We start from the raw sequence: 21,915 nt of genomic DNA, 5'->3' as shown, positions 1-21,915 counted from the left end.
ACCCGAACGCATCGGAGGTCTTGGTGTTCAGCATCACCGTCCGTGACCACGTGATGGTCGCCCACAGCTTCCGCGGGGAAGTCTTCGGTCCCGCGCAACGTCTGCACGGCGCGACCTTCCTGGTGGATGCAACTTTCCGCCGCACCGACCTCGACGAGGACAACATCGTCGTCGACATCGGCAAGGCCACGGAAGAGCTCGGGGCGGTGCTGAGCGACCTGAACTACCGCAACCTCGACGACGAGCCGGAGTTCAAGGGGATCAACACCTCGACCGAGTTCCTCGCGAAGGTCATCGCCGACCGCCTGGCCGACGCCGTCCACGCCGGACGCCTCGGCGAAGGCGCGCGCGGCCTCGAAGGCCTCACCGTCTCGCTGCACGAATCGCACATCGCCTGGGCGAGTTACGAGCGTGCACTGTGAACAGTCTGTACGTGATCCTCCCCGGGGACGTCGACGACAAGTCCGTCCCCAGCGGCGGCAACACCTACGACCGCCGGATGTGCGACCGGCTCGCCGAAGCCGGTTTCGACGTGCACGAGATCGCCGTCTCCGGCAGCTGGCCGCGGCCGGACACCGAGGCCCGCGCGGTCCTCGGCCACCTGCTCTCCGCGCTGCCCACCGGCTCGGCCGTGCTGCTCGACGGCCTGGTCGCCTGCGGCGTGCCCGAGGTCGTCGTCCCGCAGGCGCGCCGGCTGTCGGTGTCGGTGCTGGTGCACCTGCCGCTGGCCGACGAGACCGGCCTGCCGCCCGCGCTGGCCGCCGAGCTCGACGCGCTGGAGCGGGAGACGCTGCGGGCCGTCGGCTCGGTCGTCGCGACCAGCGAGTGGGCCGCGCGCCGGCTGATCAGCCACCACGGCCTGGCCCCGCACCGCGTGCACTCGGTGACGCCGGGCGTCGATCCGGCGCCGCTCGCCGTCGGCACCGACGGGATGTCCCGCCTGGTCTGCGTGGCCAACGTGACCCCGCGCAAGGGCCAGGGCGTGCTCGCCCAGGCCCTCGAGACCGTCGCCGACCTGCGCTGGACCTGCGAATGCGTCGGCGGGATCCGCCGCGAGACCAAGTACGTCGAGCGGCTGCGCGAGCACCGGCTCGGCGACCGCTTCCGGCTCACCGGGCCCCGCACGGGCCAGGCGCTCGCCGCGACCTACCACACCGCCGACCTCCTGGTGCTGCCTTCGCGCGCCGAGACCTTCGGCATGGTCGTCACCGAGGCCCTCGCCCGCGGCGTGCCGGTGCTGACCACCGACGTCGACGCGCTGCCCGACACGGTCGGCGTCGCACCGGACGGCTCGGTGCCGGGGATGCTCGTCCCCGGTGACGACGTCGAAGCGCTCGGCGCCGCCCTGCGCCGCTGGCTCACCGAGCCGGCGCTGCGGACGCGGCTGCGCACGTCGGCGAAGCTGCGCCGCGAGACGCTGACCGGCTGGGACGACACCGCCCGCCGGATCGCCGACATCCTCACGCGACAGGAGGCGGCGGCATGACCGCGTTCGCACCTGACTGGCTCTACCTGCGCGAACCCGCGGACGCCGCGGCTCGCGCCACCGGACTCCTCGACCCGCTGCAGGACCACCTGCCGACCGGCGAGGAGGTCGTCATCCGCGACCTCGGCTGCGGCACCGGCTCGCTCGGCCGCTGGCTGGCCGCCCGCCTGCCCGGTACCCAGCGCTGGATCCTGCACGACCACGACACCGAACTGCTCACCCACGCGCAGGAGAGCCTTCCGGGCACCGCGCTCGACGGCAGCCCGGTCACCGTCGTCGCCGAGCAGCGCGACATCACCGCGCTGCGGGCCGAGGACCTCGCCGGGACGTCGCTGGTCACCGCGTCCGCCCTGCTCGACCTGCTGACCAGGGCCGAGACCACCGCACTGGCCACGTCGATCGTCGAGGCCGGGTGCGTGGCGCTGCTGATGCTCTCGGTGACCGGCAGGGTGGAGTTCTCGCCCGCCGACCCGCTCGACCCCGCGATGGCCGCGGCGTTCAACGCCCACCAGCGCCGGGTCACCGAAGACGGCCGCCGGCTGCTCGGCCCGAACGCGGTGGACGTCGCCGCGGCCGAGTTCCGCCGGCTCGGCGCCACGGTCCGCCGCGCCGAGACCGCCTGGCGGCTCGGACCGGACCAGGCCGAACTGCAGCGGCAGTGGCTCGAAGGCTGGGTCGGCGCCGCCGTCGAGCAGCTGCCGGAGCTGGGCCCGGTCGCCGGCGTCTACCTGCAGCGACGGCTCGAGCAGGCGGCGGCCGGCGAGCTGTACGCGGTGATCCACCACGCCGACCTGCTGGTCCTGCCGCCGAACCTGGAGGTGGCGGCGTGAAGCGCGCACTGGCCTGGCTGCGGATCCTCGGCGCGGCCGGCATCCTCGCCGTCCTCGTCTGGCAGCTCGGCAGCGGCGCCTTCCTCGACGGGCTCAGCCGGATCAGCGCGCCCGGCGTGCTGGCCGCGTTGGCCATCGGCTTCGCAACGACGCTGTTCAGCGCGGGCCGCTGGCAGATCGTCGCCACCCGGCTCGGCCTGCGGCTTTCGCTGCGCTCTGCCGTCGCCGACTACTACCGCGCGCTGTTCTTCAACGGCGTGCTGCCCGCCGGCGTCCTCGGGGACGTCCACCGCGCGGTCCAGCACGGCCGGGACAGCGGGGACGTGCCGCGCGGCGTGCGGGCCGTCGTCCTGGAACGCACCGCGGGCCAGGTCGTGCTGATCGCGTCCGCGGTCACCGTGGTGCTGGCGTCGCCGTCGGTCGTGCCCGGGGCGTTCCGCGAGGTCGTCGTGGTGGCCGGGGTGGTCGTCGTGCTGGCGGCCGTCGCCGCGCTGGTCGTGGGCCGCCTGCTGGGCGGGCGCTGGATCCACAGCCCGTCGAAGTGGCGCCGCGGCTTCGCCGTCACCCTCGCCGACGTCCGGCTGGGCCTGCTGACCCGCGAGACCTGGCCCAGCGTGGGCTTCCTGTCGGTCGCGACACTGGCCGGGCACCTGGCGCTGTTCGTCGTCGCCGCCCGCGTCGCCGGGGTGGACGCGCCGGTGTGGCAGCTCGTGCCCTTGATGGTCCTCGCGCTGCTCGCGATGGGCCTCCCGCTCAACATCGGTGGCTTCGGCCCGCGCGAGGGCGTCTGCGCCCTGCTCTTCGGCGCGGCCGGTCTGGGGGCCGCCCAAGGTGTCACCGTCGCCGTGGTCTACGGCGTGCTCACGCTGGTCGCGAGCCTGCCCGGCGCCGGTGTCCTGCTCGTCCGGAGTGTCGCCGGGGTTCGCCCGGTGCCGCTTTCACGTGAAAGTGCCGCACGAACGACCGTGAAAGCTACGGGGTAGAGAGGTGGAGGCCATGACGGCCAGCGAGATCGTAGGAGATTTGCCGCGCCGGGCCGTGGTCGAGCGGGTGGTCGAAACCCGGCTGCCGACCCGGCACGGAACGTTTCGCGCGGTCGGGTACCTCGACCGCACCGGCACCGAACAGCTCGCGCTGGTCTACGGCGACGTGTCGCCGCTCGGCGCCCTGACCCGGGTGCACAGCGAGTGCCTGACCGGGGACGTCCTCGGCTCGACGCACTGCGAATGCGGCGACCAGCTGGCGGCCGCGCTGGACCGGATCGTCGAGGAGGGCTCGGGCGTGCTGGTGTACGTCCGGGGCCACGAGGGCCGCGGGATCGGCCTGCTCGCGAAGCTCGAGGCGATGCGGCTGCAGCAGGACGAGGGCCTCGACACGGTCGACGCCAACGTGGCACAGGGCCTGCCGGTCGACGCCCGCGACTACCACGCGGCGGCGGGCATCCTGACCGACCTCGGCGTCCGCTCGGTGCGGCTGCTGTCGAACAACCCCGCGAAGGTCGAGCAGCTCACGCGCTACGGAATCCGGATCAGCGAGCAGGTCCCGCTGCTGGTTCCGCCGAATCCGGAGAACCTGCGGTACCTGCGGACGAAGGCCGAGCGGATGGCCCACCTGCTGCCGCACCTGGACCAGGTCTTCGCCGGCTCGTGACCTCACCCAAGTTCGTGAAGGCCACCTTGAGGAACTTGTAGTTCCTCAAGGTGGCCTTCACGAACTTCGCGGCGTGCCTAACACCTCGAGGACGCCGGCGAAGCGCTGCACCAGCGTGTCCAGCACGACGTGCCCCTTCGCCGCAGTCGCCAGTGAAGGACGGCCGACCACTCCCGACTCCGTGTACGCCCGCAGGCCCAGCGTCAGCAGGTGCTCCCGGTCGGTGACGTGGTCGGCCTCCTCGTGTCCCGGGCGGACCAGGTGCGGGTGGGCGTGCAGCAGGATCGACGTCTCCAGCTCGCCCGCGTGCATGTCGTCGTCCAGTGACGTCCGCAGGCCGGCCGCCGTGTGGGCCGCCTGCCAGTCCGCGACGCCGGGGAACAGCGCCATCGCGCCCGCCGCCTCCTGGACCACATTGGACAGTACGTAGTTGCCGCCGTGTCCGTTGACCAGCACGAGCCGGTCCACGCCGGACGCTTTCAGCGACGCGGCGACGTCGGTGACCACCGCGTGCAGCGTGCGGGCCGAAATGCTCACCGTGCCCGCCCACCCCGCGTGCTCGTGCGAGCACGAGATCGTGATCGGCGGCAGGTGGAGGACGGGGTACGCCTCGGCCACCGCGCGGGCGAGAGTGGCGGCGATCACCGTGTCGGTGGCCAGCGGGAGGTGCGCGCCGTGCTGCTCGAAGCTGCCGACCGGCAGGACCGCGACCGACGCCCGCCGCTCCTGCTCGTCGGCGGTGGTGGCGAGCGGGAACAGCTCGGTCATGGGCGCGCCCCTTCTCTATGTTGGTGGCATGACCGAGCATGCCGCACTACTGGACGTCGCGCGCGAGGCCGTGGCGAAAGCGACGGAGATCGTCAGGTCGCGCCCGAGTTTTTCCGTTTCCGCGAAAGGCGATCGCGACCTGGTGACCGACGTCGACACCGCGGTCGAGGACGCGCTGCGGGAGTTCCTCGCCGCCGAGACGCCGGAGATCGGGATCCTCGGCGAGGAGCGCGGCCGCAGCGGGGACGCCGGTGGCCGCTGGTGGGCCCTCGACCCGATCGACGGGACCGCGAACTTCGCCCGCGGAATTCCACTCTGCGGGATTTCCCTGGCGCTGGTGGACGGCGAACACAGCACGGTCGCCGCGATCACGCTGCCGTACCTCGGCGTCACGTACACCGCCGCGCGCGGTGAAGGTGCCTTCGCGAACGGAAAGCGCGTCGGCGCTTCCACCGCGACCGAGATGTCCGACGCGATGATCGCCGTCGGGGACTTCGCGATCGGCGAGCTCGCCGAGGAGAAGAACCGGGCGCGGCTGCTGCTCCTTTCGGACCTCGGCGCGCGGGCGCAGAAGATCCGGATGCTCGGCACGGCGGCCATCGACCTCGCCTGGGTGGCGGACGGAAAGCTCGACGCCGCACTGATCCTGTCCAACAATCCCTGGGACACCATGGCCGGCGTGCTGCTCGTGCGTGAGGCCGGCGGCGCCGTCGTGGACCGCGACGGCAGCGAGCACAAGGTCGGTTCCGCGGCGACGATCGCCGTCGGCGCCGGGCTGCGCAAGGAGATCGTGGATGCGCTTGATCGTGCCCATGGGGTTGTTCGTTAGGATTCCCGGGTACACCGTGGGCGGCGCCACAGCGCACTTTTGCATCGTCGGGAATGCACTGTCCGCGCAAGGTTTTCGGTTACGTTGGTTCCGGTCGGCCGCGCAGGCTGGCATGCTGACCGGATCTCGTGGGCCACTTCGGAGAATGGTGGATGCTCGTGGAAAGTCGCCGGATCCGCGATCGGTACCGGCTGCTCGAGCCGATCGGCGGCGGCGCGATGGGCACGGTGTGGCGGGCCCAGGACGAAAAGCTCGACCGCACCGTGGCGATCAAGGAACTCCTGCTGCCGCACGACCACGACGAGCAACGCACCCAGGAAGCGAAGAACCGCGCGATGCGCGAGGCGCGGATCGCCGCGCGGCTGCAGCATTCCCACGCGATCACCGTGTTCGCCGTCCTCGAGGAAGAGGACCGGCCGTGGCTGGTGATGGAGTACCTGCCGTCGAAGAGCCTGGCCCTCGTGCTCGGCGAGGAGCCGGCGACGGTGGACGACGCCATCCGCGTCGGCGTGCAGATCAGCTCGGCGCTGGCCGGCGCGCACCGCGCCGGGGTCGTGCACCGCGACGTGAAGCCGGCCAACATCCTGGTCGCCGAGGACGGCACGGCGAAGATCACCGACTTCGGCATCTCGCGCGCGATCGGTGACGTCAAGCTGACGGCCACCGGGGAGATCGCCGGCACGCCCGCGTACCTCGCGCCCGAAGTGGCCCGCGGCGAGGACGCGGACTACGCCGCCGACGTCTTCTCCCTCGGCGCCACGCTGTACGCCGCGGTCGAGGGGCAGTCGCCCTACGGCACGGCCGACAACCCGATCGCCTTGCTCTACAAGGCCTCCAGCGGCGAGATCGTGCCGCCGGAGAAGGCCGGCCGGCTGACGCCGCTGCTGCTGCGGATGCTCGCCTCCGAGCCGGCCGAGCGCCCGTCGATGGACGAGGTCGAGCAGGAGCTGCTGGCACTGCTGCCGGAGGTCGAGCCCGGCGAGTCGGTGCTCGCCGCGACGATCCCCGAGACCGAGCCGCCGGCGGTGCCGGTCCTGCCGGCCGCCGTCACCGTGCCCGCGGGCGAGGTCACCGCGGTGTCGCCCGGCGCGCGCAAGGGCCTGATCGCGGTCGGGGCGGGCGCGGCGCTGCTGTGCGTGGCGGTCGTCGTGGCGATCTTGCTGGTCGTCCGGCAGAAGGCGCCGCAGGACAACGTCGCCGCCCCGCCGCCGTCGCAGACGCCGGCCACCTCGGCGTCCGCGGCTCCCTCGACGCCCCAGTCGACGCCCGCGCCCTCCTCTCCGCCGTCCTCGGCGCCCTCGACCGCGCCGGCATCGCCGACGATCTCGACGGTGGCCTCGTCGAAGACGGCGGCCCAGGCGCTGAGCGACTACTACGCGCTGCTCCCGGCGAATCCCCAGGCGGCGTGGAACCTGCTCACCGACCGGTTCAGGGCGTCGCGCAACCAGACGTACGACAAGTACAAGAGCTTCTGGGGCCAGTACCGGAAGGTGGAGGCGTCCAGCGTCAAGGAGGTCGGGCTCAACCAGGTCACGGCGCACGTCACCTACGACGGGGCCAAGCCCGAAAACGACACCTTCACGATGGTCCAGGTGAACGGAATCTGGATGATTGACGCGCAGAGCTGAACCTTCCCGGCTCGGGGTGCGTGTGACGTATGAGCCGTCACCGCCGTCGATCCACGCTGGAGGTAGCCGTGTCTGTTTCCGAACCCGACCTGCTCCGGCGTGCGCGGTGAGGCCCGCCGACCCGATGGTGTTCATCCTCCCGGCCGCACCGCCGGGCAGCGACACCTACGACAAGCGGATGTGCAAGAACCTGCCCGCCGTCGGGCAGCCGGTGCTGGAGCTGCCGATCGCCGGCGACTGGCCGGAGCCGGACGCGACGTCGAGACGGAGATTGGCGCGGTCCCTCGCCGCGCTGCCGGACCGGACGGTCGTGCTGCTCGACGGCATGATCGCCTCCGGCGTGCCCGAGATCGTCGTCCCGCACACGCGGCGGCTGCGCCTGGCCGTGCTGGTGCACCAGCCCCTGGCCGACGAGCCCGGTCTCACCCCGGCACACGCCGCGGAGCTGGACGCGTGCGAGCGCGAGACGCTGCGGATGGCCGGGATGGTCGTCGCGACCAGCCCATGGCTCGCCCGGCTGCTGATCGACCGCCACGACCTGGACCCGGGCCGCGTCTACGTCGCCAAGCCCGGCACCGACGCGGCCCCGCTCGCGGCGGGCGCGGACGGCGTGTCCCGGCTGCTCTGCGTGGGTGACGTGACCCGCCGCAACGGCCATGACGTGCTGGTCCAGGCCCTCGGCGAGGTCGACCACCTGGCCCTGTCGTGCGTGTTCGCCGGCTCGCTCGAGACGGACCGGGCGTTCGTCGAGGAGCTCGGCTGGTCGATCGAGCGCCTCGGCCTCGGCGGCCGGATCACCCTCGCCGGCGACGCGGTCGACCTCGGCGCGGCCTACAACGCGGCGGACCTGCTGGTCATCCCGGCCCGCGCGGCGACGTCCGGCATGTTCGTGGCCCAGGCCCTGGCCAGGGGCATCCCGGTGCTGGCCGCCGAGGTCGGCGGCGTGCACGACGCACTCGGCGTCGACGCGGACGGCGAGATGCCGGGTCTGCTCGTCGCGCCGGACGACCCGTTCGCGCTGGCGGACGCCCTGCACCGCTGGTACGCGGACCCGGAGCTCCGGCGCTCGTTGCGCACGGCGGCCCTCGGTCGCGGCAGCGCACTGGAGGAGTGGGACGTGGCGGCCCGCCGGCTGACCTTCGTCCTGTCGCGGCTGGCGTCCGAACCCCGGATCGTCGCCTGACGCTTGCCGTGCGGACGGCGGGTCCGAGAATCTGGCCGGATGTGGCCCAGACGCCGGACTTCGTCGCCGACCGAACTCGCCTCTGAACAGGGTTTCCTGGACCTGGTCGGGCGGCAGCCCGACCTTCCGCTCCGTGAGGTCTTCCTCGGCTTCCGCGATCTTGTGTCTGCGGACATCGAGTGGATCGATTCGCGGAAGAAGCGGTTCAAGAAGCCGGCTTCGTGGGTGCGGATCTCCGCGTTGGTGCTCACCGCGTTGTCCACTGTCGTGCTCGGCATCCCCGAGATTCCGCTACGCGCTTCCATCGCGTTGCCGCTGGTCGCGGCGGTCACGCTGTTGACCGGCCTCGAAACATTCTTCACCTGGCGCTCGCGCTGGCTGCTCATGGAAGAAACGCAGTACCGGATGAACCGGCTGCGCGACGAGATGGACTACTACCTGGTGACCACGCCGGCCGCGAACCTCGAACGGGATCGGCTCGACCGGTTCTACGTCGAGCAGCAGGACCTCTGGGCCGATGTGAGCCGTCGGTGGGTGGAGTTCCGCAAGCACGACCGCCCGCCGCAGCCGGGCGTCCGACCCTCGCCGTGACCTGGCGGAACGGTTCGCCGGGGAACCGGCGAACCGAACCGTCACGCCAGGGTGAGCGCGTAGATCTCCACCCGCGGATCGTTCGGCAGGCTCACCGACTGCACGGTCTTCCCACCGTCCAGCGCGCCCGAAATCCCGAACAGCCGGACCGGCGGCCCATCGACCCCGCTCCCCGCCTTGATCCGGTGCGGCATCTCCAGCACCACCGGACTCCCCGACCCGGCCCAGTCCCCGAACGTCAAGGCCAGGTCGCCGCTCGTCCCGTCCGTGTAGTGCGCCGTCACCGTCGTCGACACCGGCCCGTTGTGCGACGCCCCGACGATGCGCAGCGTCGCGTGCTGCCCGGCCGGCAGCAACAGCGACTGCCCGCGGGCCTCCACGAAGTTGGGCGAAGTCCCGGAAGCGTCCGGCGCCGCGTAGGTGACGCCGTCCCACACCACCGGGCCCGGTGAGGGGAGCAGGGCAGCGTCGTAGCTCCAGCCGCCGCCGTCGAAGTTGCCTTCCGAAGAGGAGGCCACGGTCGCCGTGCCGTCGTGGTTGCGGTCGCGGCCGAGCTCCACCGCGCACTGCGCACCCGGCGACACGCACGCCGACGGCGTCCGGACCTCGATGGTGGCCGAACGCGTCACCGTGTTCGAGCCGGACACCTTGACCTGCACCGGGTACGTCCCCAGCGCGGCCCCCGCGGGCACGTTCACCGTGATCGGCACGGATTCCGGCACCGGCAGCCGTCCGGACCAAACCAGGAGCAGGGGCTTGACCTGCGTCTTCCACGGCGACGTGACCGAAACCGTCACCGGCTGCAGCCCCGGGTTCTGGGCCACCACGTCCAGGTCGAGGTGCACCTGCCGCGCCGCGCCGGACGGGACCACCACGGACGTCTGCCGCAGCGAGGCGTCGACGTGCCGCCGCTGGTCGCCCGGCGCGTTGTTCACCGAAGGCGGTGCCGCGGAAACAGACGTCCCCCACGACGACGGCCGGGTCCCGAGCTGGTGCGAGAGTGTTCCGCCGTGCGCCAGCGAAGCCCAGTCCAGGGACGTCTGCCGGATGTTCCGGCCGTTGAGCGACACGCTCTGGATGTAGCGGTTCGCGTCGCTCGCACCCGGCGCCGACACCGTGAGCGTCCCGCCCTGTGCCGAGCCGTACTGTCCGATGCGGACGGTCGCCGACTCGAACTGCGGGCTCGACAGCGCGAGGAAGTTCGCGCCGCTCATCGTCGGGTACAGGCCGAGCGACGAGAAGACGTACCAGGCCGACATGGTGCCGAGGTCGTCGTTGCCGGTCATGCCGTCGGGGCCGGTGGTGAACAGGGTCATCGCCGCGCGGACGACGGTCGCGGTCTTCGCCGGCGCGCCGACCCAGTTGTACATGTAGGGCGCGAGCAGATCCGGCTCGTTGTTCGGGTTGTAGGTCGCCTTGCCGTAGTAGTCGTACGGGCTGGCGATCCAGTCCTTCCGCGCGGTGCCCGCCGGGTCCTTCAGCAGGTTGCCGTAGGAGAAGAAGGAGTCCAGGCGCTTCTCGGTCGACGTGCGCCCGCCCATCAGCGAGACGAGCCCGGCCGGGTCCTGCGGCACGAGCCACTGGTACTGGTAGGCGCCGCCTTCGTGGAACTGGTGGCCGGCGTCGACCGGGTTGTACGGCGTGACGAACGTGCCCTCGGTGGTGCGCGGGCGGAACTGCCGGATCGAGGAGTCCCACAGGTTGCGGTACCACTGGCCGCGGTCGGCGAACATCCGCGCGTCCGCCTGGTGGCCGAGCCCGCGGGCCATCAGCGCGAGCGACGCGTCCGCCGCGGCGTACTCCATCGTCGCCGACGCCGGGTGCTCGCAGTCGTTGTCGCCACCCTTGGCCGCGCAGTCCTTGCCGAGTTCCAGCCCGCTCGGGACGTACCCGCGCTCGTTGTAGTAGCCGACGCCGGACCGGCCGTTGTAGGGCGAATCGGCGGGCGGTGTGCTCGTCGCGTTCTTCTTGAGCAGCGCGTACGCCTCTTCTTCGTGCCCGGCGAGCAGGCCCTTCGACCACGCCTCGGCGAGGAACGGCGTCACCGGGTCGCCGGTCATGATGTTCGTTTCGCTCTCGGCCAGCGCCCAGCGCGGCAGCCACCCGCCGTCGCGGCCGATGGCGACGACCGACAGCGCGACGTCCCGCGCGACCTGCGGCTCCAGCATTTCCAGCAGCTGGTTCTGCGGCCGGTAGGTGTCCCACAGCGAGAAGTTCTGGTACGGCGTGTAGCCGCTCGCGGTGTGCACCTTGCCGTCGAAGCCGGTGTACGCGCCGTCGGTGTCGCCGGCCAGGTTCGGGTGTAGCTGCGCGTGGTAGAGCGCGGTGTAGAACGCCGTCTGCCGCTCGGTCGTGCCGCCGGCGATCTTGATCGCGCCGAGCCGATCGGCCCACTGCCGGTGCAGCGCGGCGCGGGTGGCGTCGAAGTCGTAGTCCGACGTCTCCGCCGCGAGGTTCTTCCGGGCACCGTCGAGACCGGTGTAGGACAGGCCGACCTTCAGCACGACGTCGTGGTCGGTGCTCGCGTCGAAGCTCGCCCAGGCGCCGTTGCCACCGGTGCCCGCCGCGTCCCGGCTGCCGTCGCTGCGCGTCGAGCCGCGCCAGGTGCCGAACGAGCTGAACGGCCGGTCGAACGTGGCGGTGAAGTAGACGGTGTGCTCGTCGTGCCCGGCGCAGAACCCGCCGGCGCGGACGCGGCCTTCGAGGGTCCGGTCGCCGACGACGTGGATCTCCGAGTCCTTGACGGACTGGTTGGCCTGACCGGTGTTGAACAGGACGTTCGCCTGCCCGGTCGACGGGAACGTGTAGCGCTGCCAGCCGGTGCGCGCGGTCGCCGTCAGCTCGGCGTCGATCCCGTACTTCTCGAGGCCGACGCGGTAGTAGCCCGGCTCGGCGTGCTCGTCGTCGTGGCGGTACGCGGACTTGTAGGCGTCTTTGTCAACGTTGTCCACGGCCCCGGTGGTCGGCATGATCGGCAGTTCGCCCATCACGCCGCAGCCGACGCCGGACAGGTGCGTCTGGCTGAAGCCGTAGATCGCGTTCTGCAGGTAGTCGTAACCACCCTGGCCGCCGGTGTCCGGGCTGACCTGCACCATCCCGAACGGCGCACTGGCGCCGGGGAACGTGTTCCCGAAGTTCTGCGTGCCGACGAACGGGTTGACCAGGCTCACCGGATCGACCGGCCCGGCGGCGTGCGCGGTGGCCTGGGTCGTGGCCGCGACCACGAACCCGACGGCGGCCGCGGCGATCAGTCGTCTGCTTGGCGACCCCATGGGGCGCGCACCTCCCAGGTGACAACGTTGTCAGAAGCGGACTGTTCCGCAGCTTTTCACATCGGCGGCCGTTTGAGAAGGCGGCAAGCAGGTCAAGCTGTTGTCATCGCTTGCCGGAGCAGCCGCGCGGCGGCTTCGATGCCGGAGTCGGCGAGGTTGCCGTAGCCGAGGACGAGCGCGGGGTCGCCCGCCGTCGTCCGGTAGCCGTCGAGATCGGCTACCTTGACACCGATCGCCCGCGCCTTCCGGACGACGGCCGCGGCGTCCTGGTCGAGGTGGAGCACGAGGTGCAGCCCGGCCGCGACCCCTGAGAGCCGCGCCGGCCCGAGTGCGCCGACGAGCTTGTCGCGCCGCGCGCGGTACCGCAGCCGTGCCGCCCGCAGGTGCCGGTCGTAGCCGCCGCTGGTGATGAAGTCCGCCAGCGCGAGCTGGTCGAGCACGGGTGGCGGGTGCGCCCGCACTGTCCACTGTGGAGGTAGCACGACCCAGCCGAGCCCGAGCGCGGGACCGAGCGTCTTGCTGACCGACCCGAAGAGCGCGACCCGGCCCGGGTCGGTGCCCTGGACGGTCCCGACCGGCCGCCGGTCGTACCGGAACTCGGCGTCGTAGTCGTCCTCCAGGATCAGGCCGTCGACGTCCCGCGCCCAGGTCAGCAGCTCGGCGCGCCGCCGCGGGGACAGGACCGAGCCGGTGGGGAACTGGTGCGCGGGCGTGACGAGCACGGCGCGGACGCCCGCCGGAATCCGCCCGACGTCGAGGCCTTCGTCGTCGACCGGCACCGGGTGGACGGTCATCCCGGCGCCTTCGGCCCGCCGCCACAACCGCGTCCACCCGGGATCCTCGACCGCGAGCCGGGTGCTGCCGCGCTCGACCAGCGCGCGGCAGACGCCGGTCACGCCGTCGGTGACGCCGCCGCAGACCAGCACGGTGCCGGGCGCGGCGCCGCGGACGCGCCGGAGGTACTCGCCGAGGACCCGCCGCAGCCGGGGGTGGCCGCCCGGCTCGGGCAGCCCGAAGTCCGGGTGTGGCGTGTTCGCGAGCACTCCGTGAAGCGCGTCCGCCCACGGCCGGCGGGGAAAGTTCCGCAGGTCGGGCAGGCCCGGAGCGAGGTCGTACCGCGGTGCCGCCGCGCGCGCCGGTTCCGGCGCCGCCACCGCGTCGCCCACCGGCCGGACCCGGGTGGCCGACCCGGTCCGCCCGGCCAGGTACCCCTCGGCGACGAGCTGGGCGTAGGCCTGCGTGACGACCCACCGCGAGCACCCGAGGTCGGCGGCGAGGCGGCGGCTCGGCGGAATGGTGCCGGTCAGGACGCCGTCCCGGATCGCCTTGCGCAAGGCCCTGGCCAGCTGTTCGTGCTTCGGGCCCGGCCCGGCCGGTTCCAGGAGCACGCCCCAATCGGTCTGTGATTCTGCCACGATATTGGACTGTAGTACCGGACCGATCCGGGCTTAGCGTGGTCGGCATGAAGAAGGTGGAACTGGGCCGGACCGGCCAGTACGTGAGCCAGGTGTCGCTGGGCTGCATGCTGATGGGCACGTCGACCGACGAACCGACGTCGAAGCGCATCCTGGACGCCTACCTCGGCGCGGGCGGCGACTTCCTGGACACGGCGAACTGCTACGCGTGGTGGGCCCCGGACGCCACCGGCGGCGAAAGCGAGACACTCCTCGGCCGGCTCCTGAAGGGCCGGCGTGACCGGGTCTTCCTGGCGACGAAGGTGTCGGCCGGCATCACGGACCTCCCGGCGGCGCGCGCCGCCCGGCATCCGGACGGCACGGTGGACTGGGCCGGGGTGGAGCGCACGTTCGAAGGCGCGGGCGCGGCGGTGATCGAGCGCGAGGTGGAGCTCAGCCTGCGGCGGCTGGGCACCGACCACATCGACCTCTACTACGTCCACGTCGACGACCGGTCCGTGCCGCTCGAGGAGACACTGTCCGCTTTGGACGGACTGGTGCGGGCCGGCAAGGTGCGGTACATCGGCTGGAGCAACGTCCGGACGTGGCGCCTGGAGCGCATCCGGTCCCTGGCGCTGGCCAACGACTGGGCGGCCCCGGTCGCGGTCCAGGTCCAGCACTCGTACCTGCGCCCCACCGGCGCCGACGTCCCCTCGATCGCGGGCGCCGAGCTGCTGGACTGGCTGTCGCTGCACCCGGACGTCTCGCTGGCCGCGTACTCCTCGCTGCTGCGCGGGATCTACGACGATGCCGCGTACCGGGAGTCCACTCCCGTCTGGCGGTCCTATGCGGGCCCGGACTCGGACGCGCGTCTGGCCGCGGTCGCGAAGGTGGCGTCGGCGCTGGGTGCGTCGGGCAACCAGGTGGCGCTGGCGTGGCTGGTGCACCACGGCGTCATCCCGCTGATCGGGCCGCGCACGTGGGAGCACTACGAGTCGATCGCCCCGGCCTTCACCTTGGAGCTGCCGGAGGAGCTGCTGTCCGTGCTGGACAACGCGTAGGCGGTGGCGAGCAGCGCGGCGACGCTCGGCTTGTGCTCGTCGCGCCGCCGCCACGTCATGGTGATGTCGGTGGCCGCCCCGGCCAGGGGAACGGCGATCGCGCCATCGCGGGCGACGAGGGCGGGCACGAGCCCGCACCCCTGGCCGGCGGCCACGCACCGCGCGAGGGCGGCGAGGCTGCCGACCTCCGCCTCGACGACGGGGCCGTCGATCCGGTCCAGCATCTCCCGGAAGCCGCAGCCTTGCGGCGTCGCGAGGAAGCCGACGCCGTCGAGGTCGGTGGGCCGGAGCTCTTCCTTTTGTGTCAAGGGATGCCCCGGCGGGACGATGACGACGAGTGGTTCGGTGCCCAGCGAGGCACTGGCGAGCGCCGGGTCGGCGGGCGCGTTGCCGAAGGTGAAGCAAACGTCCATTTCGGACCGTTGCACGGCCTGGTAGAGCTCGCCGCGGCTGCCCTCCCGGAGGGTGACCCGCACGCGCGGCCACCGCGTCCGGTACTCGCCGAAGAGGGCCGGGATCCGGTGCGCGCACAGCGTTTCCAGGGCACCGATGGTCAGGTCCCCTTCGGGTTCACCGCGCTCCTCGTCGACCGCGGCGCGGGCTTCCTCGACGAGTTCGAGCACCTGGTCCGCGTAGCCGACGAGCCGTTGCCCGGCGCCGGTGAGCCGCAGCCGCCGCCCGCGTTCGAACAGCTTCGAGCCGAGTTCCGCCTCCAGGGCCTGGATCTGCTCGGTGACGCTGGACTGCGCGTAGTGCAGCTCGGCGGCGGCGTGGGTGAAGTTGAGCGTCCGCGCCACGACGCGGAAGGTGCGCAGGTGGCGCAGTTCCATGGCATCCCCCATCGGCGTTCCCGATAGCCACCATCGTAACTCCCTGCTTCCGTCGATGTCACCGAGCGTCCAGGCTTTCGGAGTGGCAAGACTCCTCACCGGCCTTTCGCTGGGTTACTTCCTGGTCATGCTGGACACGACGATCGTGACGGTCGCGCTTCCGGCCCTTTCGCCTTCTTTGTCGGCGCAGCAATGGATTTCGAACGGCTACACGCTGACGTTCGCGGCTTTTCTCCTCACGGCGGGGGCGTGGTCGGACCGCTTCGGCGCCCGCCGGGTGTTCTCGGCCGGGCTGATCTCGTTCGCGGCACTGTCCGGTTTGTCGGCGCTGTCGTTCTCGGCGCCGATGCTGATCGCACTCCGGGCCCTGCTCGGCGTCGCGGGCGCCCTCCTCGTCCCGGCTTCGCTGTCGCTGATCGCGGCGGCCTACCCGGTGCCGTCCGCGCGGGCGAAGGCGATGGGGGTGTGGGCCGCGGTGAGCGGAACCGGCCTGGTGGCGGGCCCGCTGCTGGGCGGTCTCCTGACGGAGGCGTTCGGCTGGCGGGCGATCTTCCTGGTCAACGTCCCGGTGGCCGCGATCGCCTGGGTGTTGTCCCGGTCGGCCCCGCCGAGTCCGGTGCGACCCGGCCGCATCGACGTCGTGGGGCAGCTGTCGGCCGTGGTCGCTTTGTCGACACTGACCTACGCGCTGATCGAGCGGTCGTGGGGTGCCCTGCTGCTCACCGTCACCGCGGCCGCGGTGTTCGTGCGGTCCCAGCGGCACCCGGAGGCGATGCTCCCGGCGCGGCTGTTCCACGGCCGCGCGTTCCCGCTCGGCCTGGCGGCCGGCGCGATCGTGAACTTCGGGTTGTCCGGGGTGCTGTTCGTGCTGTCGCTGTATTTCCAGGAAACCCGCGGTTATCCGCCGTCGACGACGGGTCTGGCATTCCTGCCGCTGACGATCCCGACGGCGTTCAACCCGATTTTCACCGGTCGGCTGGTGGCTCGGTTCGGTCCGCGAATTCCGGCGATATCGGGTTTCGTGCTGATGTCCGGAGGCGCATTGCTCCAGGCGTGCTCGACGTCGGCGGCCCTGTCGGTGGTCGCGCTGGCCATGCTGGGCTTCGGAGTCTCGTTCGCCATCCCGTCGCTGCTGGCGATGGTGGTCGCCGCGGCGCCACCCGAGCTGACCGGCGTCGCGGGCGGTGCGTTGAACGCGTCCCGCCAGGCGGGTGCGGCACTCGGGGTGGCCATCCTGGGTGCCGCGCTGACCGCGACGACGGCGTCGATCGCGCTGGTCACGGCCGCGGGTGTGCTCCTGGCCGGCGCGCTGGCTGTTTCCTGTTCGTTTATGAAACAGGAAACCCCTTGTAGCTGAATGGGGTGAAGCGAATCCTCGGTGGTGAGCGCAGGAAATCAACGAAGCGCTCGAAATCACCATTCCCGAGGAGGGATTCGCCATGTTCAAGAAGCTGGCCAAAATCGGTGGTCCGGTGCTCGCGATCTGCGCGCTCGCCGCGCTGCCGGTGATCGGCTCCACCACCGCGTACGCGGACGACAACGGCGGGGCGCCGGCCGCCCCGGTCGTCACCCCGACCCCGACGCCCACCACCGACGGCAACCCCTGGCACGGCTGAGCCCTCCGGAACGGCCAACTCACCCGCGGGAACGGCCAACTCACCCACACCGCCGGCGAGTTGGCCGTTCCGGTGCGTGAGTTGGCCGTTCCGGTGCCTGAGTTGGCCGTTCCGGTGCGTGAGTTGGCTCGACTGACAACGTAGGTCGGCAAAGACCGTTTTCCACTCACGACCGGCAGGCGCAGCCCAGCGCCGAACGTTCTTCGCGCACCTCGCCGGCTTCGGGCAGGTCGAGCGCGGCGAACTCGGCCTCGGCCGCGGCCCAGTGCGTCACGGCGCCTTTGTGGTTGCCCATCGCGTGCAGCGTCTCGGCGACGCCGCGGTGGGCCCGGGCCCGGTAGGCGCGGTTGCCGCTGCCGTCGGCCAGGTCCAGCGCGGACTTGCCGGCGGTGAGCGCTTCCTGCCGGGCGCCCCGGGCCAGCGCCGTCGCGCCGCGGTCGAGGTAGAGCTGGGTGCGCAGGTCCGCGTCCGGCACGTTCGCCGCCACTTCCCGGGCCTTGTCGTGGTAGCGGACGGCTTCGGCGTACCGGCCGCGTTGCCGGTGCACGTTGCCGAGGTTGTTCAGCGCGTAGGCCTCGACGCAGTGGTCGCCGATTTCGGCGGCGTGGGCGTGCGCGTCCGTGTAGCTGGTCAGCGCCTCGGTGAGCAGGCCGAGGCGTTCCTGCACGGAGCCGAGGTTGTTGAGCGTGTGCGCCAGGCCCTGGACGTGGCCGATCTCCCGCAGCATCCGCGCGGCGGATCCGTGTTGCCGCACCGCGACTTGGAGGTTGCCGTGCTGTTCGTTGAGGTAGCCGAGCATGCCCAGCGCGTGGGCTTCGCCCCGGCGGTCTTCGGTCTGCTCGTACTTGGCCAGCGCGGCCTCGAGGTGGGCGATCGCCTGGTCGTGCCGGCCCAGTTCCATGGTGGGGATGGCGAGCGCGCACAGCGTCGCCGCTTCGCCGCGCGGGTCGCCGAGGCGGCGCCACTTGGGCAGGGCCTGGGCGGCGAGTTCCAACGCCTCGGCGAGCTGCCCGCGCCGGTCGTGCGCGGTGGCCAGCCGCAGCAGGACGTGCGCCTGGCCGTAGTCGTTGCCCGCGTCGGCGGCGACGACCCGCCAGGCGAGCTCGAGCGTGCCGATCCAGTCCTCGAACTGGTTCGTCGTGTTGAAGTAGCGCCACAAGAGCACGGCCAGGCGCCAGGTGTGCTCGGGCAGCGCGTGCGCGGCGGCGTAGCGGATGGCGGCGACGAGGTTGTCGCGTTCGGCGACGATCCACCGCAGCCCGGCGCCGGCGTCGGCGAAGCCCGGCGTCACCGCGCAGGACCGGTCCGTCGTCGACGGCAGCTGCGCCCGGTCGAAGGGGTAGGCGGCGCGGACCGCGGCGGCCAGCGTGACCAGGTAGTAGTCGAGCAGCCGCACCAGCGCGGGTTCGGGTGCCGGCTCGCCGGCGGCGAACTCCTTGAGCGGATCGAGCATCTGGTACCGCTCGGGCGCGGCCTCCTCCAGCAGGCTGACCTCGTGCAGGTCGTCGAGCAGCTCCCGGGCTTCGGCGACGTCGCAGCCGGCCAGGGCCGCGCCGCCGGCGACGTCGACGTCCGGGCCGGGCAGGCTGCCCAGCAGCCGGAACAGGGCGCGCTGCGGCTCGCCGAGCTGCCGGTAGGACACCCGGACCGCGGCGACGCCGTCGTCCTCGCCCCACGGCCCGTTCTCTTCGAGCAGGCGCAGCAGGTGCTCCAGCGGCCACCGGTCGTGCCGCCGGAACAGCGCGGCCGCCACGCGGATGGGCATCGGCAGGTGGCCGCACCGCCGGACCACCGCCTCGACGTCGGCCGCCCGGCCGCGCAGCCGGGACGGTCCGACCAGCGTGTGGAACAGCTCGGCCGCTTCCTCCGGCGGCAACGGCGCGAGCCGGATGTTTTCGCCGGTGTCGGCGTCGCCCATCCGCCGACTGGTGATGACGGCCAGGCAGCCGTCGGCTTCGGGCAGCAGCGGCCGGATCTGCTCCGGCGACGCCGCGTTGTCCAGCACGACGAGGGTGCGCGTGCCCCAGAGCGTCGCCTGGTAGAGGGTGACCTTCCGGCCCACGGTGGCGGGGATCTGTTCGGCGGGCACGCCGAGTTCGACGAGCAGCTCGCTGAGGGCGTCCCCGACGTCGGCCGGGTCGACGCCGGGCGTGAACCCGTTGAGCCGGGCGAGCAGCTGGCCGTCGGGGAACCGGCCGCGCAGGCGATGGGCCGCTTCGACCACCAGCCCGGTCTTGCCGACGCCGGGCGCACCGCTGACCCAGACCGCGCGACGCCCGGCCGAGGCGGCCGCCTCGATCGCGGCGAGCTCCCCGGTCCGGCCGGTGAACCCGCCGGGCCGGGACGGCAGCGAGCTGGGCGGATCGCCCTGTTCGGCGCGCGCGGCGAGCTTGCGCAGCACCGGCCCGGGCGCCATCCGCAGGGCGGCGAGGGCGTCGCGGGTGCCGTGGAAGACGCGCAGGGCGGCCATCCGATCGCCACCGGCGAGCAGCGCGCGCATCAGCAGTTCGGCGTGCTTCTGGCTGGCCGGATCGGCCTGGACGAGCGGCCGCAGCCGGTCGCGCGCCGAGCGGTGGTCGCCGGATTCGAGCTCGAGTTCGGCCAGGTCACCGACGACGTCGGGGTAGCTCTCGTCCGGCGAAATGACCTCGGGGCCGCCGACGCGGTCGATGTCGATGTCTTCGAGGAACTTCCCCCGCCACAGCCCGGCGGCCTCGCGCAGCAGCGCGATCGCCCGGCGGGGGTCGTCGGCGCGGACGTCCGCGGCTTCGGCGCGGAGCCGGTTGAACCGCGCGGTGTCCAGCTGGTCCGCGCCGACCCGCAGCAGGTAGCCGGTGGCGGTGGTTTCGATGGTCGCGTCCCCGACGACGTCCCGCAGCCGCTTGATGTAGCTGCGCACCAGGGTGGGCTTCGCTTCGCGGTCGGCCCAGACGATTTCGGCGAGGCGGGCGGGCGTGACGGGCTTGTTGGCGTGCAGGAGCAGCACGACCAGGACGAACCGCTGCTGCTGGTCGCCGAGCGGCACCGGCACGCCGTCCTGCCACGCCTCGAGCGGCCCCAGCATCCGAAACTCCACACGGCCTCCCCGGCGTCAGCTTGCTGTCCTCTTTTGATGTCGCGCAATCGGCCGTCCGGGTTTCGCAAATCCGCATTTCTTCCACGTTCGGTGCACACGGCGTTGGCACACTCCCGCCCTTCGATCTGGGGTGAAGGAGAAACGGATATGGGGTCCGACGTGTTGCCGTGTTACGTGGCGTGCGATGTCTCGCTGTCGATGACGGACCACATCGACGAGCTGAACACCGGGCTGCGCGAGTTCCGCGGCGCCGTCCACGCGGACGCATCGCTGGCCGGCCGCGTGTTCTGCAGCGTCGTGGGGTTCGGCGAGAAACCGCAGGTGGTCCAGTCGCTGCTCCCGATGGACGACCTCGCCGAGCTGCCGGAACCGCGCCCGTGCGCGGGCACGAACTTCGGCCCGTTGTTCACGTTCCTGCGTTCCGAAATAGACCGGGACGTGCGGGCGTTGGAGCGCCACCGCCTGCAGGTCCACCGCCCGCTGGTGTTCTTCCTGTCCGACGGCCAGCCGACGGACCCGGTGACGTGGCCTTTTGCGTTCGCCGCGCTGACGGACCCCGGCTGGCCGGTGTGCCCGCGCGTGGTGACGTTCGGCCTGGGCGACGCGGACCAGGAGGCACTCGGCCGGATCGGAACGTTCCGCACGTACCTCGGCCGCGACGGCGTCCGCATGGGGACGGCGCTGATCGCCTCGGTGATGCACGTTCTGTCCACTTCCGGTCCACCGGCCGACCGCACCCTGTCCAAAAGGGGGTTGCCATGGAGACCCACTGAAGGAGAAGCCGGTGGAGCGCACTGAGCTGGTCCAGGAGCTGAAGACCCTGCGTAAGGGCAGGGGCTTGCAGGCGAGCAGGCTGGCGGACCGGGTGGGACCGGCGCTGCGCTCGGCGTGCGGGGTGTCGGAGCAGGACGGAATGGTGACGATCCGGGCGAAGGTGACGGCCCGGCTGTCCGAGCTGTCGCTGCAGTTGCCGGAGGACCTCCGCCTGGCGGCAATGGCGGCCTTCGCGATCACGGCGGAGGCCCGCCAGCCGCTGTACCAGGAGCGGATGCGCTGGGTGGCCGCCCAGGTCGACCGCGACCCGCGCACGGTCCGCCGTCGCGTGGACGAGGCAATAGTGCTGCTGGCCGAGCTGGCATCGCCGGCGGCTCCGATCGGTACGCCGGGCCGCTGGCACACGACGGCCCTGACGATGGCGCTGGTGCTCGAGGAGTCGTGCCTGTTCGAGCAGCACCGCGTGGTGGCGGATCAGGACGGTCTTCGGTCGTTCGACCTGGCTTCGTCTTCGAAGAAGGGCTCGGTGCTCTACGGCGGAACGCTTTCGGAGGGCTCCGTGGAGCTGCCGGCACCGCTGTCCCGCGGCGGGTCGTGGGAGTTCGCGGCGGTGTTCACGGTGGAGCCGTCGATGCGGATGGTCTACCTCCCGCGGCACCGGTGCGAGGTCTTCGACCTGAGGCTGCGGTTCGGCAAGGAGGGCCCACCGGAGGTGCTGGCACTGGACGGCGCGTTCGAGAGGGACCTCGCGGACCCGGGGTACCGGGGACGGACCCTGCAGGTGGACGCGGCGGGGGAGGTCCACCTGCAGTTCCGCCACCTCACTCCGGGGCTGGTGTACGGAGCCCGGTGGGCGGCCGGGAGAAACTCGGTCCAATGTGGACAATAAGGGCCAGGTTGTAACGAATGCGGTCGCCGGGGCCGATC

Annotated in this window: 19 protein-coding genes; 14 read left to right on the top strand and 5 right to left on the bottom strand. The window is 72.0% G+C overall.

The features are described from left to right. The first annotated feature begins 23 nt into the window (after window positions 1-23). Genes ACLJQF_RS19030 through ribA form a run of 5 tightly spaced genes read left to right on the top strand, consistent with a single transcriptional unit; the run spans window position 24 to window position 3,966 of the window. A complete protein-coding gene (locus ACLJQF_RS19030) occupies window positions 24-422 on the top strand; it encodes a 6-pyruvoyl trahydropterin synthase family protein (protein WP_410610315.1) in 399 nt (132 codons plus the stop codon). Next, complete coding sequence (locus tag ACLJQF_RS19025; protein ID WP_410610314.1) at window positions 419-1,486, top strand: glycosyltransferase family 4 protein; 1,068 nt, start codon at window positions 419-421, stop codon at window positions 1,484-1,486. Before ACLJQF_RS19030 ends, ACLJQF_RS19025 begins: the two co-directional genes overlap by 4 nt. After that, window positions 1,483-2,316, top strand: coding sequence for a methyltransferase domain-containing protein (locus tag ACLJQF_RS19020; protein WP_410610312.1), 834 nt, complete (start codon window positions 1,483-1,485; stop codon window positions 2,314-2,316). The genes ACLJQF_RS19025 and ACLJQF_RS19020 overlap by 4 nt, the downstream gene beginning before the upstream one ends. Further along, on the top strand, window positions 2,313-3,299 hold the full coding sequence (locus ACLJQF_RS19015; RefSeq protein ID WP_410610310.1) for a lysylphosphatidylglycerol synthase transmembrane domain-containing protein: 987 nt from the start codon (window positions 2,313-2,315) through the stop codon (window positions 3,297-3,299). The genes ACLJQF_RS19020 and ACLJQF_RS19015 overlap by 4 nt, the downstream gene beginning before the upstream one ends. Before the next feature lie 13 nt (window positions 3,300-3,312). Next, on the top strand, window positions 3,313-3,966 hold the full coding sequence (gene ribA / locus ACLJQF_RS19010) for a GTP cyclohydrolase II (protein WP_410610309.1): 654 nt from the start codon (window positions 3,313-3,315) through the stop codon (window positions 3,964-3,966). 57 nt (window positions 3,967-4,023) lie between these two features. Here the strand turns inward: ribA and ACLJQF_RS19005 are convergent, their stop codons facing one another. Further along, window positions 4,024-4,734, bottom strand: a complete 711-nt coding sequence (locus ACLJQF_RS19005; RefSeq protein WP_410610308.1) for a creatininase family protein — start codon at window positions 4,732-4,734, stop codon at window positions 4,024-4,026. A 28-nt stretch (window positions 4,735-4,762) separates the two neighbouring features. Here ACLJQF_RS19005 and ACLJQF_RS19000 point away from each other — a divergent pair, with 28 nt between their 5' ends. From ACLJQF_RS19000 to ACLJQF_RS18985, 4 genes are all read left to right on the top strand, one after another. After that, a complete protein-coding gene (locus ACLJQF_RS19000; RefSeq protein ID WP_410610306.1) occupies window positions 4,763-5,563 on the top strand; it encodes an inositol monophosphatase family protein in 801 nt (266 codons plus the stop codon). 152 nt (window positions 5,564-5,715) lie between these two features. Then, window positions 5,716-7,191 (top strand): serine/threonine-protein kinase, encoded by a 1,476-nt coding sequence (locus ACLJQF_RS18995; RefSeq protein WP_410610305.1) that lies wholly within the window; start codon window positions 5,716-5,718, stop codon window positions 7,189-7,191. A 124-nt stretch (window positions 7,192-7,315) separates the two neighbouring features. After that, on the top strand, window positions 7,316-8,374 hold the full coding sequence (locus ACLJQF_RS18990; RefSeq protein ID WP_410610354.1) for a glycosyltransferase: 1,059 nt from the start codon (window positions 7,316-7,318) through the stop codon (window positions 8,372-8,374). Window positions 8,375-8,413: 39 nt separating this feature from the next. Further along, window positions 8,414-8,965 (top strand): DUF4231 domain-containing protein, encoded by a 552-nt coding sequence (locus ACLJQF_RS18985; RefSeq protein WP_410610303.1) that lies wholly within the window; start codon window positions 8,414-8,416, stop codon window positions 8,963-8,965. A 41-nt stretch (window positions 8,966-9,006) separates the two neighbouring features. Here ACLJQF_RS18985 and ACLJQF_RS18980 read toward each other — a convergent pair whose 3' ends face one another. Together ACLJQF_RS18980 and ACLJQF_RS18975 are read right to left on the bottom strand one after the other, a co-directional pair. Next, complete coding sequence (locus ACLJQF_RS18980; protein ID WP_410610301.1) at window positions 9,007-12,237, bottom strand: GH92 family glycosyl hydrolase; 3,231 nt, start codon at window positions 12,235-12,237, stop codon at window positions 9,007-9,009. A gap of 92 nt (window positions 12,238-12,329) precedes the next feature. Then, window positions 12,330-13,652 (bottom strand): PLP-dependent aminotransferase family protein, encoded by a 1,323-nt coding sequence (locus tag ACLJQF_RS18975; protein ID WP_410610299.1) that lies wholly within the window; start codon window positions 13,650-13,652, stop codon window positions 12,330-12,332. A 47-nt stretch (window positions 13,653-13,699) separates the two neighbouring features. On the opposite strand from ACLJQF_RS18975, the gene ACLJQF_RS18970 reads away from it, so the two are divergent. Continuing rightward, window positions 13,700-14,692 (top strand): aldo/keto reductase, encoded by a 993-nt coding sequence (locus ACLJQF_RS18970; protein WP_410610297.1) that lies wholly within the window; start codon window positions 13,700-13,702, stop codon window positions 14,690-14,692. Here the strand turns inward: ACLJQF_RS18970 and ACLJQF_RS18965 are convergent. Continuing rightward, window positions 14,620-15,522: a LysR family transcriptional regulator gene (locus ACLJQF_RS18965; protein WP_410610295.1), complete on the bottom strand. Its 903-nt coding sequence runs from the start codon at window positions 15,520-15,522 to the stop codon at window positions 14,620-14,622. The genes ACLJQF_RS18970 and ACLJQF_RS18965 overlap by 73 nt on opposite strands. An 82-nt stretch (window positions 15,523-15,604) precedes the next feature. Here ACLJQF_RS18965 and ACLJQF_RS18960 point away from each other — a divergent pair, with 82 nt between their 5' ends. Together ACLJQF_RS18960 and ACLJQF_RS18955 are read left to right on the top strand one after the other, a co-directional pair. After that, entirely contained in the window at window positions 15,605-16,879 is a 1,275-nt protein-coding gene (locus tag ACLJQF_RS18960) for an MFS transporter (protein WP_410610293.1), read from the top strand. Between the two features lie 82 nt (window positions 16,880-16,961). After that, on the top strand, window positions 16,962-17,138 hold the full coding sequence (locus tag ACLJQF_RS18955) for a hypothetical protein (RefSeq protein ID WP_176174712.1): 177 nt from the start codon (window positions 16,962-16,964) through the stop codon (window positions 17,136-17,138). 166 nt (window positions 17,139-17,304) lie between these two features. Here the strand turns inward: ACLJQF_RS18955 and ACLJQF_RS18950 are convergent, their stop codons facing one another. Then, a complete protein-coding gene (locus ACLJQF_RS18950; protein ID WP_410610292.1) occupies window positions 17,305-20,202 on the bottom strand; it encodes a tetratricopeptide repeat protein in 2,898 nt (965 codons plus the stop codon). 159 nt (window positions 20,203-20,361) lie between these two features. Between ACLJQF_RS18950 and ACLJQF_RS18945 the strand changes: the two genes are divergently transcribed. Continuing rightward, complete coding sequence (locus ACLJQF_RS18945; protein WP_410610291.1) at window positions 20,362-21,012, top strand: vWA domain-containing protein; 651 nt, start codon at window positions 20,362-20,364, stop codon at window positions 21,010-21,012. After that, window positions 20,999-21,877: a hypothetical protein gene (locus ACLJQF_RS18940; protein ID WP_410610289.1), complete on the top strand. Its 879-nt coding sequence runs from the start codon at window positions 20,999-21,001 to the stop codon at window positions 21,875-21,877. The genes ACLJQF_RS18945 and ACLJQF_RS18940 overlap by 14 nt, the downstream gene beginning before the upstream one ends. Window positions 21,878-21,915 lie beyond the last annotated feature (38 nt).

It is taken from the genome of Amycolatopsis sp. lyj-109 (assembly GCF_046548995.1).
Lineage (GTDB): Bacteria > Actinomycetota > Actinomycetes > Mycobacteriales > Pseudonocardiaceae > Amycolatopsis.
The sequence above is the reverse complement of the archived record's forward strand: the minus strand, read 5'-3'. Positions and strand labels throughout refer to the sequence as shown.